Below are 14,639 nucleotides of genomic sequence, written 5' to 3' on the forward strand. Positions count from 1 at the left end.
CTGAATTCCGTTTTAGGCCGCCTTCAACTGATCGGCGGACATCTTGCCCGACTTGTTGTCGCGGACCATCTCGTAGCCGAGCTTCTGGCCCTCGACGATGTCGCGCATTCCGGCGCGCTCTACGGCCGAGATGTGAACAAAAACGTCGGCCGAGCCGTCGTCAGGCTGAATAAAACCGAAACCCTTGGTGGCGTTGAACCATTTAACTGTGCCTGTGCTCATAACGAACCCTTTCCGTGGCAAATATTCGTTCGCCGTCATGCGGATGCACAACAGCGTTTGTCTCGATTTTGATGGGGGAAGTTCGTCAAAGGCGCGCCTGGGACACGCGGATAACAAAAGTCGGTCAAACAAATATCGACGAATTGCTTTTAGACTTCTTTTGGCGCCGTGTCAATTTTTTGCTTTCGCCGTGTGCTTTTCGTCGTCGGCGGGCCGATGGCGGCACGCTGGCTGTCCAGGCAATTCGATGGCGGATCTGACGCCGAAACCGGGCCCAGCGCCAGATGTTAAAAAATCGCGCCATGCCGGGAACCAAATTGGCATCCATGCATTTTAAATATCGCCAGCAGTTCATGAGAGCAATCCCAGGAAAGGCTGACACAAAGGACGCCTCCCGTGCAATAAAACGCGCGAGAGGCGTTCTTTTATGCCGGGTAGCGATTGCCATGGCGGTCAGGGCCAAAGGCCGTGGCCTGTGATTGACGACGAGGCAGGGTTCCGGAACCGAAAATCCAGCCGCCCGTTTCCCAAATGGCAGATTAATTCCGGGAGATGCGGCTATGGTGAACAAGAATCAGGTTGCGGGCCTAGCAAAGCAGCTCAAGGGCTCTGTGAAGAAAGCCGCCGGCAAGGCCACCGGCAACAGGCGCGTCCAGGCTGAAGGCGTGGCTGACAAGATCGCCGGCAAAATGCAGAAGGCCTATGGCGACATCAAGGACAAGCTCAGGAAGGTGATCTGAACCCTGCGCTGCTGTTTCAATTTGCGATGAGGAAGCGGGTTACGCCGTCAAAAGTTCAGGCTCTTTGAGAAAGCGTTGGTGAAGGCGACCTCGCCATGGTCGCCAACGGCTTCGCCAAGCGCCACGTCCATGCTGTCGCCGCTCACCCGCGCCAGCGCGAAGCCGCCCATATAGGCGGCCTTCGGCTTGAACAGGTCGAGCCGATCGGCGCGGTAGATCATCGGGGTCTCGTGCTGGTGGCCATGGAAGATGCCGATGACGTTGTAGCCCCTCAGCGCCGCCAGCAACGCCTGCCGGTCCGCTTCGCTCCACCAGTGCGGCGCACCAGCGCCGTCATCGTCGAAGGTTCCTTTGGCGGCATCCCACCGCTCGATCGAGAAAACATCCCAACCATAGTGCTGGAACAGGATCACGGGGCGACCGTCCGCTGCATAGGTCGCCAGATCCTGCTTCAGCCATGGCAGGCTGGAGACCGCGCCGTGGCCGGTGTCGCCGGCGAAACGGTGCGTCTGGACGAGATGCAGGCCGCCCCAGTCCCACGAGTAGCAGTCGGTGTCGACATCGTAACTGGTCACCGGCACCGGCGGCTTGAAGAACACGCCGGCGCGATGGTTGACCTCAACATAGTCCCGCATTTCGCGGCGGTACCAGTCGACGTGGTTTGGCGGGCCGTTCTGGTCGAGATCGTGGTTGCCGAGGCCGACATAGACCGGCACATGCACGCGATCGGGGCCGACGCCCTGCTGGTAACGCTGGCTGAACTGGAGCAACTGCGTGCCTTCGCTGGGCTGGATGACTTGGCCGCCGCCGTCATCGGTCATGTCGCCGCCGACGACGAGGCCGAGCGGTGTGCCGATGCGGCTGCCGGCTGAGCGCAGGCCGGTGGCGATGCCGTTGATTTCGGCGGGCCAGTGCTTCTCGCCAATGGCGTTCAACGCGGCAACACTGCGCAGCAAGGCGGCGTCGGTCTTGCCTTCCTGCTGGCAATTGGGGCTCAGCCCGCCGGTCGTGCGGCAGGCATGGATATCGGCGACGAACAGGAAGGTGGCGTCGACAGGCGCAGTGCGCTGCCCGGTCTGTCCGAGCGCCGGTCGCGCAAGCGCGCCGGCCGCAGCAAACCCAGCCGCCTTAGCCAGGAAGCGGCGCCGGGAGAGTGATCCTGCCGAGATGCGATTCATGGCGTGAAATTCAGCACAGCCGGCGCCTCTTCGTCCAGTTGCCGCGAACGGTATGTCGACACGCTGCCGCAGGTCTGGCATTGCTTTCAGGTCAGGACTCAACTTGCGCGGGCAAACGCTATGAAGACTATATCCATCGCGACGGCACTTACCATCCTGGCGAGCGCCGCTCATGGTGCCGAGTGCATCGACGCCAAAGCCGCCAAGGCCGGCTTCATTCTCGAAAGGCCCGGCATCCACAGCGAGTTTCGACCGGCGGCGGGTGGAATGGTGTCGGTCGCCAACGAATACCAATCCCAATCGCCGCAGACGCAGTTTCTATTCGGCGGCCTGATCGAGGTGTTTCGCGACAGCGAGACCGGTCAGCTTGCGATGATCCCGTTTTCCGATCTCAGAAAGCTGTTTCCGCTCAAGGCCGGGGCGAAAAGCAAGACCGTTTTCGTCCGCCTCGCAGCAAACAAACAGCCGAAGGGCACCGAGACGCTCGAGATCAACGTAAAGGGCAAAGAGACGTTCAGCCTGGGGGACTGCAAATACAACGTGCTGGCGGTCAGGCTGACGATCAAGAACGAGGCCGGCAAGACCCAGGATGAATTCACCGCGCTCTACGCGCCCGACCTGCAGGCCGTTCTGGCCAGGCGCTATGACGAGGGCACCAACGCCGAAAGCGTCGTCGGCTACGAGGTCATCAAACCGCTGCCGAATTAACTCTCGGCAGCGCAGAGGGCGACTGGCGCTCCGGCATCAAAAGGCTTTGTACTGCCGCAGCACCCTGCGACGTCGCTTCGCTCTTGCTGAGGAAACTCCCTGCTCCAGCGCGTTCAGGCAATCGCGCAGCACAGCAGAATCCTGCGTCGTCTTGGCCATCGACATAGCGCCGGAATAGGTGGCGACCGCGAGTGCCGCGAAACGCTGCGGATCGGTGTCCTGCTCCCTGCCCGCTTGCTGGTCGGCCCTGACTTTGTCGGCGATCGCCTGGCGCCATGCCGAAAAGATGCCGGCAAGGGCGGTGCGGAAATCCGGATCGGCAAGTGACAGCTCATGCGCCAAATTGTTGAGCGGGCAGCCGCGCACGAAACCCTGTTGCTCCAGTTCCGCCGCCACGGCCTCGAACACGCTGCGCACGCCCTCGCGAGTCGAGCCTGCCGCCTGCACCGGCGCGATCCATGTTTCTTCGACGGCCGCGGCGACCCGCTCCTCGATCACCGCCAGGGCCAAGGCCTTCTTGGTTGGGAAGTGATGATGCAGAGCGCCGCCGGTGACGCCTGCCGCGGCCATCAAGTCGCCTAGGCTGGAAGCGTGGTAGCCGCGCGCCTGAAAGGAGGCTTCGGCGACATCGAGCACACGTTTGCGCAGGCCTTCCGGGTCATTGGTGCGTTTGCCGGGCTGCGCCTTTGGGCGAACGGTCATCTCTGCTGACATTTCCACACGATAGCAGATTGACAAAACAGGACAACCGGTCTGTTTATAAAACAGAATGAACACCTGTTTTGGAGATCGAGCGATGAGCCTGCCCCTGAATGCCGCGTCGAAATCCGGCCTCAACGCCTCGCCGGTCGTCGAGCTCAGGCAATACACGCTTAAACCTGGCCGGCGCGACACGCTGATCGACATCTTCGACGGTCATCTGATCGAAGGTCAGGAAGCGGCAGGGATGACGATCATCGGCCAGTTTCGCGATCTCGGCCGGCCCGACATGTTCGTCTGGCTACGCGGCTTCGACGGCATGGTCGCGCGGAAAAATGCACTGACCGCTTTCTACGAGGGACCCGTATGGGCGGCCTGGCGCGACGCCGCCAACGCCACGATGATTTCCTCCGACGACGTGCTGTTGCTGAAGCGGGCATGGCCGGGCGCCGGCTTCGATCTGTCGGGCGCACGCCGGGCGGCCTTGCCGGGTCACGAAAAGCCAAGCAGAGACAATCGTTTGTCGGATATTGTTGTTATCAAGATTCATCATCTGCGGCCGGGCGCCGAAGCCGGCTTCGCCAGCCGCTTCGAAACCGACGCGATTCCCGTGTTGGCGGCACATGGCGCGCGGCTGCTTGCTGCGTTTGTCTCCGAGCATGCCGAAAACAGCTTTCTCCGCCTGCCGGTGCGATCAGGCGAAAACGTCTTCATCAGCGTCACCGCCTTCGGCAGCGCGGACGCCCATGAAAGCGTTGAAGCCGCGCTTGCCGCGGCGCCGGCCTGGCAGGCTCTGCAGTCGGGCCTGGCCAGACCGACCGAAACGCTGCGCCTATCTCCAACTTCACGATCGCTGCTTGGTCGGTGAGAGGCGCTCCTTCAACCGATTTACATCCTTGCTGCGGGCAATCTCCGCTTGAAGCCGTTTGTGCAACGCGATACGCCGGTGCCGAATTCGACAGACCGGAGAGACCAAGTGAGCGCGCCAGAGACCAGAACCGAAACCGACACCTTCGGTCCCATCGAGGTCGCCGCCGATCGTTACTGGGGCGCTCAGGCGCAACGTTCGCTGGGCAATTTCAAAATCGGCTGGGAAAAGCAGCCGGCGTCGATCGTTCGCGCGCTCGGCATCGTCAAGCGGGCGGCGGCCGAAACCAATATGGAGCTTAAGCGGCTCGACGCGGCCATCGGCAAGGCGATCATCGAAGCCTCTCAGGAAGTCATCGACGGCAAGCTGAACGATCATTTCCCGCTGGTCGTCTGGCAGACCGGCTCGGGCACGCAATCCAACATGAACGCAAACGAGGTGATCTCCAACCGGGCGATCGAACTGCTGGGCGGTGTCATGGGGTCCAAGAAACCGGTGCATCCCAACGACCACGTCAATATGAGCCAGTCGTCGAACGATACCTATCCGACGGCCATGCACATCGCCTGCGCCGAGCGCATCGTGCACGATTTGTTGCCGGCGCTCAGGCATTTGCACGCCGCGCTGGAGGCCAAGACCAAAGCGTTCGCCCACATCGTCAAGATCGGCCGCACCCACACGCAGGACGCGACGCCCCTCACCCTTGGCCAGGAATTCTCAGGCTATGCCGCGCAGGTCGCCTCCTCGATCAAACGCATCGAGATGACGCTGCCCGGCTTGCAGGAACTGGCGCAAGGCGGCACGGCCGTCGGCACCGGCCTCAATGCGCCGGTCGGCTTTGCCGAGAGAGTGGCGGATCGCATCGCCGCGATCACTGGCATCGCCTTCGTCACCGCGCCAAACAAGTTCGAGGCGCTGGCGGCGCATGATTCCATGGTGTTCTCGCATGGCGCCATCAACGCCTGCGCCGGCGCCCTGTTCAAGATTGCCAACGACATTCGTCTGCTCGGCTCCGGCCCGCGCTCCGGCCTTGGTGAACTGTCGCTGCCGGAAAACGAGCCGGGTTCGTCGATCATGCCGGGCAAGGTCAACCCCACCCAGTGCGAGGCGATGACCCAGGTCTGCATCCAGGTGTTCGGCAATAATGCGGCCGTGACCTTCGCCGGCAGCCAGGGGCATTTCGAACTCAACGTCTACAACCCGCTGATGGCCTATAATTTCCTGCAGTCGGTGCAGCTGCTCGCCGACGCCTCCATCTCATTCACCGACAATTGCGTCGTCGGCATCGAGGCGCGGGAAGACAACATCAAGGCCGCCCTCGACCGTTCGCTGATGCTGGTGACAGCACTGGCGCCGACCATCGGCTACGACAACGCCGCCAAGATCGCCAAGACCGCTCACAAGAACGGCACAACCTTGCGTGAGGAAGCGCTGGCCACCGGGCTGGTCAGCGAAGCCGACTACGACCGATTGGTGCGACCGGAGGACATGACGCATCCGGGATGACGTTACGTCATCCGGGATAATTTGAGCTGATCGCAAAAACGTTACTCTGGTGAACAATCTGTAACCAAATCTGCATCTTTGGTGAACAGTCGCCTTGCTCTATGTGGATGGACAACGCAACCTTTCGGAGAGTCACCATGTCCACCAACACGTCCATTGCCGGTTCCGGCACCGTTTCCAACGCCGCTTCCAACGCCTCGGGCACCATCCTGCTTGGCCGTATCCTGCTTTCGGTCATCTTCGTGCTTTCCGGCTTCGGCAAGCTCACTGCGATCGCCGGCACCGCAGGCTACTTCGGTAGCATGGGTCTGCCGATGCCGACCGTGACGGCGATTGCCGTCGGCCTGCTCGAATTGCTCGGCGGTCTCGCCATCCTCATCGGGTTTCAGACCCGGATTACCGCTTGGGTGCTGGCAATCTTCACCGTCGCCACGGGACTGGTCGCCCACACCGGCTGGGCCGATCAGATGCAGATGATCAGCTTCATGAAGAACCTGGCGATTGCCGGCGGCTTCCTCGTGCTGGCTTCCTCGGGCGCCGGCGCCTATTCGGTCGACGCCAAGCGCGGCTGAAGCGATCGAGGAACGATTTGCAGCAGGGGCGCGGAATTTTCAGCGTCCCTTTTTCGTTGTCGGTTTATGCCCGTCGATCAGCCGGCCGTACTTTCTGCTAGGATCGAGATGTCGGGGTGAAGCCAACCGGCTGCCCGACATCGGAGGTGACCAATGCCGCGCGATGCGCTGCTTCTGCTTTCCCGGCTGCTGCTCGCCGCTCTATTCGTTCCGTCCGGCTTTCACGCGCTTACCGACATTGCTGGCACATCAGGGTATTTTGCCGGCCTCGGACTGCCACTGCCGACGCTCGCAGCCTGGGCGACGGGGCTGTTCGAATTGATCGCCGGCCTGCTCATCCTCGTCGGCCTCAAGACACCAATCGTGGCGCTCCTGCTTGCCGCCTTCTGCATCGCGGCAGGCTTCATCGGCCACTATGGCCAGGGCGGCGACGATCCGACGCTGACCTTCATGCATTCGCAGATGCTGATGAAGGACATCGCAATATCGGGCGGTTTTCTGGCGCTGGCAATGGCAGGCGCCGGCGCCTACTCGATCGACGGGCGGATACTTCGGATCGGCGCTGAAACGACTTGACCGACACAAGCTGCCGGAACGAGCCGAATACTTGACTGAGCCAGACTACTTGGCTGGCATAGTGGGGCCGCCCTCGACCGCCAGCACCAGCCGGCGATTGGTGATCCTTGCCAATTGCGCCAGGCGCCCGGCCGGCCGCTCGCCGTAAAGATCGGCCAGCGAAGCCGGCAGCACCAGCGCCAGCACCCCATTGCCGCGTCTCTCCCATTTCAGCCGCGGCATGACCCCCGGCATTGCCGCCGTCAGCAGGTAGACGACGCGCATCACCGCGGCCAGCACACGGGCGCGCTCGATATAACGCGGCGTTGCCAGTGCCTTGATTTCCGGCGCGATCGATTCGTTGAAGATGCCCTCATGACGGTAGGCGTTGGCCAGCGCCAGGAAGGCGCGGCCGGGATGGTCGACGCCGATGAAGGAGGCGTGGGCAATGATGTTGAGCGACTGCTTGCCACGATATTCGGGATGCGCGCGCCAGCCGATGTCGGCAAGCAGGCAGGCGGCCTGGCGGTAACGCGCCTCCTCGACGGTCTCCTCGATGCCGAAGGCGGCGAAGGTCTTGCCCGTCCACTCGACAAGCTCATGCGCGTGGGTGACCGAGCGCGAACGCAGACGGGCGAGTTCCTCCGAGGCCGAGATCAGCGGATCTGCCTCCTGCTCGACTTTGTCGAGCAGCGAATAGAGAAAGCCCTCGCGCACGCCCAGCGCCGAGACGATGATCTTGGACGGCTGCATCGCCGCCATGATCTCCTGCAGCACGATGGCGCCATAAGGCAGCAGCGAGCGGCGGTTCTTCGAGACGCCTTCGATGCCCTTTACCTTCTCGATCTCGCCCTTTGCGACCTGCTTGAGGAAGTTCGCAGCGCTGTCGATGCCGATCTCGTAATGATGCATGACGCTCAGCGGATAGCTGGTCATCTCCATGTACAGCCGAGCGAGGTTTCGCCAGGTGCCGCCGACGGCATAGAACGGCCTGCCCTGCCCGCCTTTCAGCAGCTTTGCTTTCGCGAGCTCGTCGCGCGCTATCTTTGCCGCCTGGGCCAGCGAGTTCTTAGCCATGTCCTGCAGGCGCAGGCCGCCCAGCGGCAGCGTGATGCCGTCGCCGATTGCCTCGCCATCGACGTCGACCAGCTCGAGGCTGCCGCCGCCGAGGTCGCCGGCGATGCCGTTGGCCGGGTGGAAGCCGGAAATGACGCCAAGCGCGGAATAATAGGCTTCCTGGCGCCCGCTCAGCACCTGGACCTCGGTCTTGAGCACATCTTCGGCGCGGTGGATGAAATCGGGGCCGTTGACCGCCTCGCGGGCGGCGGCGGTCGCCAGCACATGCATACGCTCGGCGCCGGCCTGCTCGGACAGCGCGCGGAAACGGCGAAACTCCTCCATCGAGCGGGTTACCGCCTCGGGATCAAGCCTTCCGGTCGAAACGATACCGCGACCGAGGCCGGCCAGCATCTTTTCGTTGAACAGCGTGGTCGGCGAGCGCGCCAGCCCCTCATAGACGACAAGACGGATCGAGTTCGACCCGATGTCGATGATGGACAGCGGTCGGCGGTCCTGAAGCCGGCCCTGGGACGTTGAAATCATCAGCCGGTCGCTGCGCCGTTTTTCTTGCGGCGCTTGAACTGCGCGATTCGCTTGGGCGCATGCGATTTCAGCGCATCGCCGCGTCCGGAAAGGCTCGGATTGGTCATGAAATATTCCTGCGCGTTGAACGGTTCCTCGCCCTCCTCAAGCGTGGCGCGCCGGGAGGTTCCGTCAGCCAATACGTCGAAACTTTGCTGGTTGTCCATGATGTTGCCCAGCATGATCTGGCCGAGGACTTGTTCATGCACCGTTGGATTGGTGATCGGCACCATGGTTTCGACGCGGCGGTCAAGATTGCGCGGCATCAAATCGGCCGATGAGATGTAGACGACCGCCCCGTCCGACGGCAATCCGTGGCCGTTGCCGAAACAATAGATGCGGCTGTGCTCGAGGAAGCGGCCGACGATCGACTTGACCCTTATGTTTTCCGACAGGCCCGGCACCTGGGGCCTCAGGCAGCAGATGCCGCGCACGACGAGATCGATTTCGACGCCGGCGCGGCTGGCGTCATAGAGCGCGTCGATGATGATCGGGTCGACCAGCGAATTCATCTTCATCCAGATGCGGGCCGGCCTGCCCTCCAGCGCATGGGCAACCTCGTCCGAAATGTGCTTGAGGATGCGCTTGCGCAGCGTGAACGGCGAGATGGCCAGCCGCATCTCCTCGGTCGGCTCGGCGTAGCCGGTGATGAAATTGAAAAGCTGGGCGACATCGCGGGCGATCGTCGGAGCGGTGGTGAAGAAGGACAGGTCGGTGTAGATGCGCGCGGTGACCGGATGGTAGTTGCCGGTGCCGAGATGCACGTAATTGCGCAGCTTGCCGTCCTCGCGCCGCACCACCAGCGACATTTTCGCATGGGTCTTCAGTTCGAGGAAGCCGAATACGACCTGAACGCCGGCGCGCTCGAGGTCGCGCGCCCAGCGGATGTTGGCTTCCTCGTCGAAACGCGCCTTGAGCTCGACCAGCGCGGTCACCGACTTGCCGGCCTCCGCCGCGTCGACCAAAGCGCGCACGATCGGGCTGTCGTTCGAGGTGCGATAGAGCGTCTGCTTGATCGCCACCACTTCCGGATCGGCCATCGCCTGGCGCAGGAACTGCACCACCACGTCGAAGGATTCGTAGGGGTGATGAACGATGATGTCCTTCTCGCGGATGGCGGCGAAACAGTCGCCGCCGTGCTCGCGGATGCGTTCGGGAAAGCGCGGATTGTAAGGCTTGAACTTGAGATCGTCGCGGGCGATGGCGACGATCTCGGAAATCTGGCTGAGGGCCAGCGGACCGGTGAGCACGCTGATGCGGCTCGACGAGACGCCAAGCTCGCCGGCGACGAACTCGCGCAGCTCGGCCGGCATCAGCTTGTCGAATTCGATGCGGATGACCGAGCCGCGGCGGCGGCGTTTCAGCGCCGTCTCGAACAGGCGCACGAGATCCTCCGACTCCTCCTCGACCTCGATGTCGCTGTCGCGGATGATGCGGAACGTGCCGGAGCCCTTGACTTCATAGCCGGGGAACAGCTTGCCGATATAGAGGCCGACCGCTTCTTCCAGCGGAATGAAGCGGACATGATGCTTGCGGTCAGGCAAGCGAATGAAGCGCTTCAGCGCCACCGGCAGGCGCAACAGCGCGCTCATCTCCTCGCCATTCCTGCGATGGCGCAGTTGCAGTGCCATCGAGAAGCCGAGATTGGGAATGAACGGGAATGGATGCGCCGGGTCGATCGACAGCGGTGTGAGCACCGGAAACACCTGCTCTTGGAAATGATCCTCGAGCCAGGTCCTCTCGTCCTTGGTCAGCCCATCGCGGCTGATGCTCTCGATGCCTTCCTTGTCGAGCAGCAGCATCAGCGCGGAAAGGCTTTTCTGCTGGTCTTCCTGCAGACGCTCGACCTCGCGCAGCAACTGTTCCAGCTGTTGTTCGGGGGTACGACCGTCGGGGCTCTTCAGCGTGATGCCTTCGCGAACCTGGCCGGCGAGACCGGCGACGCGGACCATGAAGAACTCGTCGAGATTGGCAGCGGAGATCGACAGGAAGCGGACACGCTCGAGCAGCGGATGATTGGCGTTCAGCGATTCCTCGAGGACGCGGCGGTTGAATTGCAGCCAGGAAAACTCGCGGTTGACGAACCGGTCCGGGTTCCCGCCCTCCGGGCTCGCCACCTCGACAGTGGTGAATTCGCTCTGCACCGGCTTTAGTTCGTTCATGGTTCCTGCTCGTTTCGCACCCGCTGGCCACAGCGTGGCGCGTCCTTTGGACGCGCAAAGGACGCTCCCACCACTTAAGCTACGCATGGTCCCCAGCGAAACCTAATTCGGTTTTCGGACCATGCCTTAACCGGCTCAGCTTATCCTGTGACAGGCTTTTACGACAGTTTGATTTCATCGATCTTGCAAAGAGACTGCTTATGATCCAGATGCAATCCAGGTACAGCGCGGCGCGTCCTTTGGACGCGCAAAGGATGCGGTGGAATTTTGATTTTGCGCATGATCCGGGTCATGCGGCAAATGCAGGAGACGACGATGGCAGGCGGTTCCATTCCCCATTTCCAGAACGATGCGGGCTATCCGGCGATCGACATCGGCGTCAAGGAATTCATGTGCACCGGCGCCAACCCGCCTTTCGACCATCCGCATGTGTTTCTCGACATGGGCGACGACAATGAAAAGGTCTGCCCCTATTGCTCGACGCTTTATCGCTATTCGCCAAAGCTGAAGGCGACGGAAACGCAGCCTGCCGGATGCCTGTATATCGACCAGGCCGCCTGACGCGCACACCATCCCATGGACGACACCCGGTCCCGGCAGGTCGTTATCGCCGGAGCCGGCGTCGCCGGACTGACCGCGGCACTGGCGTTTTCCGAGCGCGGCTATCTGGTGCGGCTGTTCGAACAGGCGCCGCGCCTCGAAGCGGCCGGCGCCGGCATCCAGCTCTCACCCAACGCGACGCGCTTCCTTCGCCAGCTCGGCGTGCTCGACCGGCTGTTGCCGGCGGCGGTGCGGCCGGAGGCGGTCGTGCTCAAGGACGCCGCCACGCTGCGTGAGCTGGCGCGGGTGCCGCTTGGCCAAGCAGCCGAAAGGCGCTGGCAGGCGCCCTATCTCGTCGCTCATCGGGCTGATCTGCAAGACGCGCTGATGGCGCGCCTTGCCGAACGGCCGGACATCAGTCTCGTCACCGGCGCGCGCGTCGGCGGCATCGCCACAGGACCGCGCCATGCCACGGCAACAGTCGAGATTGCCGGCAAGACAGTCGAAGCCGGCGGCTTTTTGCTGATCGGCGCCGACGGCGTCTGGTCGGCGATCCGCGCTTTTGGCGGGTTTGCCGCCAAAAGCCGGTTTTCGGGCGAGCTTGCCTGGCGCGCTACGATCAGTGCAGACAGTGTCGCAGGAGAAGCCCTTGCGGCGGTCGGCGCCGCCAATTGCGTGACCACCTTCCTGCATCCCGGCTTCCACCTCGTCGCTTATCCAGTCAGCAACGGCACGGCGTTCAACCTGGCTGCCTTCACCAGGGGCGAGATCATCGCCGAGCGCTGGTCGGGCCACGCCGACCCCAATATGCTCGTCGGCGCCATGCGTGGCACGGCGGCAGCACTGGCCCGGCTTGCCGAGGATGCCGGCCCGTGGACCACATGGCCGATCCATACGGTCGAGCAGGCACAGCCATGGACGACGCCGGCCGGCATCGCGCTGATCGGCGATGCGGCGCATGCGATGACGCCGTTCGCGGCGCAGGGGGCTGCGATGGCGATCGAGGATGCCGCAATCCTTGCCGGCTTTGTCGCGGCCTCACCCGCCGATCCCTGGGGCGCGCTTGCCGCCTGGGAAAAGGTGCGGCGGCCGCGCATCGCCAAGGTCGCCCGCCGCGGTGCCGTCAACCGCCTCGCCTGGCACGCTTCCGGGCCGGTGGCGGTCGCGCGCAACCTGTTCCTGAAGCTGCGGTCGCCGGAAAAGCTCGCGGCCGATCTCGACTGGCTCTATGGCTGGCGGCCGCCGGAAATCGTCGATCGGCGATGAAAGCTCGATCGTCGGCGGGACAGCGCCCCCTCTGTCCTGCCGGACATCTCCCCTGCAAGGGGATTGGCAGTTTGAGTGCCACTCGTTCCTCCAACCTTGGAGAGTGGCGAACGCCGGGATGGCGACCGATCTTCCTCCCTTTCGGGGGAGATCACCGGCAGGACAGAGGGTGAGGCGGTTCAGCCGCCTAGGTGATCTTCCAGAGGTTGACTGCTTTCTTTGCAGCTGATGTTCCTAGCCATAGAGCGGTCGTCGAGAGCAGCGTCAGATAAAGGCCGACGTGAAGCCAGCGGGCGCGCCATACCCTCCCTTCGGCCAATTCGAGGTAGTATTCCTCGCGGAAATCCTCGACCGCCTGGGCGAAGATGCGGTCGAAAGCCTTCTTCGGCACAAGGAACTTGATCAATGCCAGAACCTTAGAAGCAGGAGCGGAAACGATAGCGCGCTTCTTCATTGAAGCGATGCGAAGAGCAAATATAACGGCATCGTTCATAAGCAAGGCGGGGGCGAATAAAATCCCAAGTGCCAGCCGAATCGGCCGGGATCTAATTTGCGGCAGACCATATTTCAGGTCATCTATGGACATGAGAATTTCGCGAGTTATTCTCGCTGCGGGACGGTTCCCCAAGGGAAGTACGTGACCCAAGCGAACTCTGCGATCGGCCGCCCTTGTTTTGCGCTGCGCTGGCGGCCCGAGCACATAATCTTCAATTGCCTTGGAAACAGCGCGAAGCACCCTCATTGAGCGACAGCTTCCCAGACGGCGGCGGCGGCTTGTGAGGCAGCCAACGCGCGTTGCCCCAACGCAGAGATACTGTAGATGCGTCGCGGCAGACCACTCTCATGCGGCCCTCGCTCGGCTTCGCGAGATTTGACGTAGCCTTTGTCGGTCATCCGCTCGAGCGTCACGTACACGGTTCCCCGCTTCAAGATCGAAGACTCCTTCACCAGTTCGAGCCCGTACATCTCCTTTGAGCGTAGTAGGCTCAGAATCTCAAACTCGACGCGTGAAACGCGCGGCATGTCATTCATTCGGTTTGCTCCTGTAAGAGTGACTTCTACAACGTGTAAGACTGGAAATCAAGGCTGCGTCACCTTCTCGACCGTGGCGATAAATCGCCTTCGCCAGCACTTCGGCTTCATCGATCGGCGCGGGCTGGTAAAGGCCGTTCACGCGTTCGTCGCCGGGCAACGCGGCCTCGCAAATCCTAGCGGTGCCTCGCCTTCAGTTGTAAATCCGCATCGACAGGTCGAGCGAGGCCGGCAGCGGATTCCACCAGCCTGTCCGCAGTCCGGCGATACGCAGAGCCGCCGCTGTCCAGGTGTTGCAGCCGACCAGCGCATTGAAATGGCCGTTGGCTTCGTAGAAGCGGTCGAACCTGGAATAGGCGGCATTCTCGATCAGGATCGGACCATTCGGCCCTTGCTGGAAACTCGCCGCGATAAAGTCGAGCAGTGCTGCAAAGCGCTCCTCGCTGATGTCGAAGCCGGCGACGTCGGGATGCGGCTCGACGATGTTGCCGGCGACATCGACATGCATCACCGAAGCGTCAATGGTCAGCGCCTTCATCACCGGCACCGCCTTCAGTTCCGACCAGGTCGGCGTCTCCAGATAAAAGGCGCGGCCTCCCCAGCCGAAGACGATATAGCGGACCTCAGCCATGTCGGCCGGAATGCCGCCATCGACCAGGAAATGGAAGCGCTTGCGCACATCGTCATCGACCGGGACGGCGATATCGGTGTGGATCGGATTTTTCAGCACCAGGATGTGCCTGGTGGCGACGGGGTCGGCGGCGGCCGCCGGCAAAAGCGGCCGTGGAATGACTGTGCCCAGCATCACGGCAAGCACGATTGCCACCACCAGACTGGCGAGAAAGCGCCCAAGCTTTTTCACGAGGGACGGCTTTCTCATGAGGGACGGCCTCGCAATCGGGGCGCAATCGCCTGCTGACGGCTCAGACGCAAAAGAGCCCGGCCGGATT

The 14,639-nt window shown here is 62.4% G+C and carries 16 protein-coding genes; 8 read left to right on the forward strand and 8 right to left on the reverse strand.

The genetic code is table 11. From position 1 onward, the window contains the following. Positions 1 to 12: 12 nt before the first annotated feature. Positions 13 to 222 (reverse strand): cold-shock protein, encoded by a 210-nt coding sequence (locus NMG80_RS34625; RefSeq protein WP_010915421.1) that lies wholly within the window; start codon positions 220 to 222, stop codon positions 13 to 15. Positions 223 to 782: 560 nt separating this feature from the next. Between NMG80_RS34625 and NMG80_RS34630 the strand changes: the two genes are divergently transcribed. Then, the gene (locus NMG80_RS34630) at positions 783 to 962 is read left to right on the forward strand and encodes a CsbD family protein (RefSeq protein WP_254022297.1); all 180 of its coding nucleotides are present in this window, start codon (positions 783 to 785) and stop codon (positions 960 to 962) included. Between the two features lie 47 nt (positions 963 to 1,009). Here NMG80_RS34630 and NMG80_RS34635 read toward each other — a convergent pair whose 3' ends face one another. Further along, positions 1,010 to 2,140: a metallophosphoesterase gene (locus NMG80_RS34635; RefSeq protein WP_254022298.1), complete on the reverse strand. Its 1,131-nt coding sequence runs from the start codon at positions 2,138 to 2,140 to the stop codon at positions 1,010 to 1,012. 120 nt (positions 2,141 to 2,260) lie between these two features. Here NMG80_RS34635 and NMG80_RS34640 point away from each other — a divergent pair, with 120 nt between their 5' ends. After that, a complete protein-coding gene (locus NMG80_RS34640) occupies positions 2,261 to 2,848 on the forward strand; it encodes a hypothetical protein (protein ID WP_254022299.1) in 588 nt (195 codons plus the stop codon). Positions 2,849 to 2,884: 36 nt separating this feature from the next. Here NMG80_RS34640 and NMG80_RS34645 read toward each other — a convergent pair whose 3' ends face one another. After that, positions 2,885 to 3,550, reverse strand: coding sequence for a TetR/AcrR family transcriptional regulator (locus NMG80_RS34645; protein WP_254022300.1), 666 nt, complete (start codon positions 3,548 to 3,550; stop codon positions 2,885 to 2,887). A gap of 94 nt (positions 3,551 to 3,644) precedes the next feature. Here NMG80_RS34645 and NMG80_RS34650 point away from each other — a divergent pair, with 94 nt between their 5' ends. From NMG80_RS34650 to NMG80_RS34665, 4 genes are all read left to right on the forward strand, one after another. Then, entirely contained in the window at positions 3,645 to 4,415 is a 771-nt protein-coding gene (locus NMG80_RS34650) for an NIPSNAP family protein (protein ID WP_254022301.1), read from the forward strand. A gap of 108 nt (positions 4,416 to 4,523) precedes the next feature. After that, complete coding sequence (gene fumC, locus NMG80_RS34655) at positions 4,524 to 5,921, forward strand: class II fumarate hydratase (protein ID WP_254022302.1); 1,398 nt, start codon at positions 4,524 to 4,526, stop codon at positions 5,919 to 5,921. A 137-nt stretch (positions 5,922 to 6,058) separates the two neighbouring features. Continuing rightward, positions 6,059 to 6,493 (forward strand): DoxX family protein, encoded by a 435-nt coding sequence (locus tag NMG80_RS34660; protein WP_254022303.1) that lies wholly within the window; start codon positions 6,059 to 6,061, stop codon positions 6,491 to 6,493. A gap of 153 nt (positions 6,494 to 6,646) precedes the next feature. Next, a complete protein-coding gene (locus NMG80_RS34665; protein WP_254022304.1) occupies positions 6,647 to 7,069 on the forward strand; it encodes a DoxX family protein in 423 nt (140 codons plus the stop codon). A 45-nt stretch (positions 7,070 to 7,114) separates the two neighbouring features. On the opposite strand, the gene ppx is transcribed toward NMG80_RS34665, so the two are convergent. Further along, positions 7,115 to 8,650: an exopolyphosphatase gene (gene ppx, locus NMG80_RS34670; RefSeq protein WP_254022305.1), complete on the reverse strand. Its 1,536-nt coding sequence runs from the start codon at positions 8,648 to 8,650 to the stop codon at positions 7,115 to 7,117. After that, positions 8,650 to 10,851: an RNA degradosome polyphosphate kinase gene (locus tag NMG80_RS34675; protein ID WP_254022306.1), complete on the reverse strand. Its 2,202-nt coding sequence runs from the start codon at positions 10,849 to 10,851 to the stop codon at positions 8,650 to 8,652. Before NMG80_RS34675 ends, ppx begins: the two co-directional genes overlap by 1 nt. Positions 10,852 to 11,166: 315 nt before the next feature. Between NMG80_RS34675 and NMG80_RS34680 the strand changes: the two genes are divergently transcribed. Next, positions 11,167 to 11,412, forward strand: coding sequence for a zinc-finger domain-containing protein (locus NMG80_RS34680; protein WP_254022307.1), 246 nt, complete (start codon positions 11,167 to 11,169; stop codon positions 11,410 to 11,412). A gap of 15 nt (positions 11,413 to 11,427) precedes the next feature. Continuing rightward, on the forward strand, positions 11,428 to 12,657 hold the full coding sequence (locus tag NMG80_RS34685; protein ID WP_254022308.1) for an FAD-dependent monooxygenase: 1,230 nt from the start codon (positions 11,428 to 11,430) through the stop codon (positions 12,655 to 12,657). Positions 12,658 to 12,844: 187 nt separating this feature from the next. Here NMG80_RS34685 and NMG80_RS34690 read toward each other — a convergent pair whose 3' ends face one another. From NMG80_RS34690 to NMG80_RS34700, 3 genes are all read right to left on the reverse strand, one after another. After that, entirely contained in the window at positions 12,845 to 13,243 is a 399-nt protein-coding gene (locus tag NMG80_RS34690; protein ID WP_254022309.1) for a hypothetical protein, read from the reverse strand. A gap of 152 nt (positions 13,244 to 13,395) precedes the next feature. Beyond that, entirely contained in the window at positions 13,396 to 13,689 is a 294-nt protein-coding gene (locus tag NMG80_RS34695; protein ID WP_254022310.1) for a PadR family transcriptional regulator, read from the reverse strand. 193 nt (positions 13,690 to 13,882) lie between these two features. Next, positions 13,883 to 14,569 (reverse strand): TIGR02117 family protein, encoded by a 687-nt coding sequence (locus NMG80_RS34700; RefSeq protein WP_254022311.1) that lies wholly within the window; start codon positions 14,567 to 14,569, stop codon positions 13,883 to 13,885. Positions 14,570 to 14,639: the final 70 nt, after the last annotated feature.

Origin of the sequence: Mesorhizobium escarrei (assembly GCF_935825525.1) — a bacterium.
GTDB lineage: Bacteria > Pseudomonadota > Alphaproteobacteria > Rhizobiales > Rhizobiaceae > Mesorhizobium > Mesorhizobium escarrei.

Excerpts from the sequence above, each read along its gene's own strand:
- NMG80_RS34625 (WP_010915421.1), bottom strand. The coding sequence starts at position 222 with ATGAGCACAGGCACAGTTAAATGGTTCAACGCCACCAAGGGTTTCGGT.
- NMG80_RS34630 (WP_254022297.1), top strand. The coding sequence starts at position 783 with ATGGTGAACAAGAATCAGGTTGCGGGCCTAGCAAAGCAGCTCAAGGGC.
- NMG80_RS34635 (WP_254022298.1), bottom strand. The coding sequence starts at position 2,140 with ATGAATCGCATCTCGGCAGGATCACTCTCCCGGCGCCGCTTCCTGGCT.
- NMG80_RS34640 (WP_254022299.1), top strand. The coding sequence starts at position 2,261 with ATGAAGACTATATCCATCGCGACGGCACTTACCATCCTGGCGAGCGCC.
- NMG80_RS34645 (WP_254022300.1), bottom strand. The coding sequence starts at position 3,550 with ATGACCGTTCGCCCAAAGGCGCAGCCCGGCAAACGCACCAATGACCCG.
- NMG80_RS34650 (WP_254022301.1), top strand. The coding sequence starts at position 3,645 with ATGAGCCTGCCCCTGAATGCCGCGTCGAAATCCGGCCTCAACGCCTCG.
- NMG80_RS34660 (WP_254022303.1), top strand. The coding sequence starts at position 6,059 with ATGTCCACCAACACGTCCATTGCCGGTTCCGGCACCGTTTCCAACGCC.
- NMG80_RS34665 (WP_254022304.1), top strand. The coding sequence starts at position 6,647 with ATGCCGCGCGATGCGCTGCTTCTGCTTTCCCGGCTGCTGCTCGCCGCT.
- ppx (WP_254022305.1), bottom strand. The coding sequence starts at position 8,650 with ATGATTTCAACGTCCCAGGGCCGGCTTCAGGACCGCCGACCGCTGTCC.
- NMG80_RS34675 (WP_254022306.1), bottom strand. The coding sequence starts at position 10,851 with ATGAACGAACTAAAGCCGGTGCAGAGCGAATTCACCACTGTCGAGGTG.
- NMG80_RS34680 (WP_254022307.1), top strand. The coding sequence starts at position 11,167 with ATGGCAGGCGGTTCCATTCCCCATTTCCAGAACGATGCGGGCTATCCG.
- NMG80_RS34685 (WP_254022308.1), top strand. The coding sequence starts at position 11,428 with ATGGACGACACCCGGTCCCGGCAGGTCGTTATCGCCGGAGCCGGCGTC.
- NMG80_RS34690 (WP_254022309.1), bottom strand. The coding sequence starts at position 13,243 with ATGTCCATAGATGACCTGAAATATGGTCTGCCGCAAATTAGATCCCGG.
- NMG80_RS34695 (WP_254022310.1), bottom strand. The coding sequence starts at position 13,689 with ATGAATGACATGCCGCGCGTTTCACGCGTCGAGTTTGAGATTCTGAGC.
- NMG80_RS34700 (WP_254022311.1), bottom strand. The coding sequence starts at position 14,569 with ATGAGAAAGCCGTCCCTCGTGAAAAAGCTTGGGCGCTTTCTCGCCAGT.